The organism is uncultured Zhongshania sp., from assembly GCF_963975605.1.
Lineage (GTDB): Bacteria > Pseudomonadota > Gammaproteobacteria > Pseudomonadales > Spongiibacteraceae > Spongiibacter > Spongiibacter aquimaris.
This window is the reverse complement of the sequence record NZ_CAXBHN010000048.1, coordinates 1-2,352: the sequence shown is the minus strand read 5'-3', so window position 1 is coordinate 2,352 and position 2,352 is coordinate 1. Positions and strand designations below refer to the sequence as shown.

3 protein-coding genes are annotated in these 2,352 nt (G+C 52.0%); 2 read left to right on the top strand and 1 reads right to left on the bottom strand.

Annotation, left to right across the window (positions count from 1 at the left end):
* Positions 1-172: 172 nt before the first annotated feature.
* A complete protein-coding gene (locus AAC007_RS17445) occupies positions 173-724 on the bottom strand; it encodes a DUF1043 family protein (protein WP_339678551.1) in 552 nt (183 codons plus the stop codon).
* Positions 725-748: 24 nt separating this feature from the next.
* Between AAC007_RS17445 and AAC007_RS17440 the strand changes: the two genes are divergently transcribed.
* Entirely contained in the window at positions 749-1,249 is a 501-nt protein-coding gene (locus tag AAC007_RS17440) for a hypothetical protein (RefSeq protein ID WP_339678549.1), read from the top strand.
* Positions 1,250-1,341: 92 nt separating this feature from the next.
* Positions 1,342-2,352: cell division protein ZapE (zapE, locus tag AAC007_RS17435; protein WP_339678547.1), on the top strand; the 1,011-nt coding region annotated here is incomplete at its 3' end.

The following is a 2,352-nucleotide window of genomic DNA, read 5'->3' as shown; positions in this document are numbered from 1 at the left end:
AAATTTATGTCGCCACCACCGTGTCACCACGGCGGTGGGGTTGACTGGCGGGTTCCCTGTAGTTGACTGGCGCATTCTCGCTGTGCAGCTATTATTACTATCCCGAGAAGAACCTCGCATTTGTGCCTGAACTGGTTGCGGCGATAACTCGGCCAAATCCGCCTTGCTCAGGTCAACCCGCTTTTAAGGTCGGATCACGCTCTTCGACATCGTCGCTGTCTACGTGGGGAGATATCGATTTTAGTGGAAGCTTGTCGCCACGCGTTTTTGTGTCCGCAAGACCGTAGTCTGCTCTTAGCACGCCGGTACTCGGCGCGTAATCTTTTGGTGCCTGCAACCCGCCCTTTATAGCCGTTAGATCCAACTGTATAGCGCCCGCCTCAATCAGCTTGCGGCCGGTTTCCGGATTAGCTAGTTTGGTAGCACTAGCGGCCAGATACTGGTTAAGCTCTGTATAACTAGAAGTAAGGTTTTTAATCAGGTCCGAGGTTTTGACAAAATGCTCGGTTATTTCATGTTGATAGGCGGCGGACGTTTGACGGTTGTTTTTTAGCTCTTCGGCCAAACGATGCCTTTGTCGGGCTGGTGCCGATAACAGGCGAGTGAGTAGAGCGCCTATCACAAGGCCAATCCCAAGGCTGGCAAAAGCGATGAGGTTGTTCTCGAGGTGGCGGATGGAGATGGCCCCCTGGTTGATGGTAGGTATTGTGCTGTGATATGCCATCCGCATCCACTTTATGGCGGCACGATGGATAATAAGGTCGTTACGACGCTAGCGAGAATTTACCGAGAACTGGGCGTACCGGTTGCTCGGTTTAATTTCAGAGGCGTCGGTGGCAGTATGGGGTCGCACGATAATGCGAACGGTGAGGTAGATGATCTGTGTGCGGTGGCGCTTTGGTTAGGCGCTCAGTATCCGCAAGCTAAAATGTTGGTTTGTGGGTACTCTTTTGGCTCGGTAGTTGCTGCTGCTGGAAGTGGAAGGGTGGGCGCAAGCCACATGGTTTTGATCGCGCCTCCAGTAGAGCGGTACGCAATGGGCTCAGAGGGCTATTTTGACTGCCCGGCGGTCATTTTCCTCGGCGCGGAAGATGAATTAGTCGACGCAGAGAAAGCTCGCAAGTGGGCTGTTCAGCTAACGTCGCCCACAGCAATTGTCACCGTCCCCGGTGCCAGTCATTTTTTTCATGGTCAGCTGGCAACGTTGCGTGAGCAGTTGTCGCCGTTGCTGTTGGCAGCTTTGCGCTGAAGATTATTCAGAACAAGAACGTGCTATGCGACGCGGTTGCTTCGCAGGCCTGGTAGCGGTAGAGTTGGCCGCAATTTTTTGGCCTTGTCGGAATGTCTCTTACCCCATTACAGCGCTATCAGCAGGATTTACGCCAGGACGGTTTTATTGAAGATCCCGCGCAGGTTCAGGCCGTTGAAAAGTTGCAGGAGCTTTATGAACAGTTGATGGCTGCCAGCAGTACGCGGATAAGTTTGTTTGATCGTCTAGTGCGCAATCGCCGAGCAGCTCCCGTCAAAGGCATTTATTTCTGGGGCGGGGTAGGGCGTGGTAAGACCTATTTGATGGACAATTTTTACGAAAGTCTGCCATTTCAACAGAAGATGCGGGTGCATTTTCATCGGTTTATGAAACGAATTCATCGCGATCTCAACATCTTCAGGGGGCAAAAAAATCCTCTTGAAAAAGTTGCCGCTGGCATAGCCAGTGAAACCAGGGTCATTTGCTTTGACGAATTCTTTGTGACAGACATTACCGACGCGATGTTACTCGGGACACTTATGGAACAACTGTTCACTCGAGGCGTATCGCTGGTTGCAACGTCAAATATCGCGCCAGATCGACTGTATGAAAATGGCTTGCAAAGGCAACGGTTTTTGCCGGCTATCGAACTAATTAAACAGCATTGCCAGGTTGTTCATCTTGATAACGGGACTGATTATCGGCTGCGAGTTCTAACTAACGCTGAACTTTACCACTGGCCGTTGGATGAACGCGCCGAAGCGGGGTTGAGTAACAGCCTGGTGCCGACCCCGGAGGAGGTGCGCAAAGGAATTTTTATCGAAGTTGAAGGGCGCGACATCCCGTGTCGGTTTGTTGGCGAAGATGTCATCTGGTTCGATTTCGACGCATTATGTGCGGGGCCGCGTAGTCAGAACGACTATATCGAGCTGGCGAGGGAGTTTCACGCGGTGCTGGTTAGCTCGGTGCCTAGAATGGATGGCTTGCAGGATGATCAGGCTCGCCGCTTTATCAATATGGTTGACGAGTTTTACGACCGCAATGTCAAGGTGGCGATCTCAGCCGAAGTCAGCTTGTCGGCCCTGTATGACGATGGGAGCCTG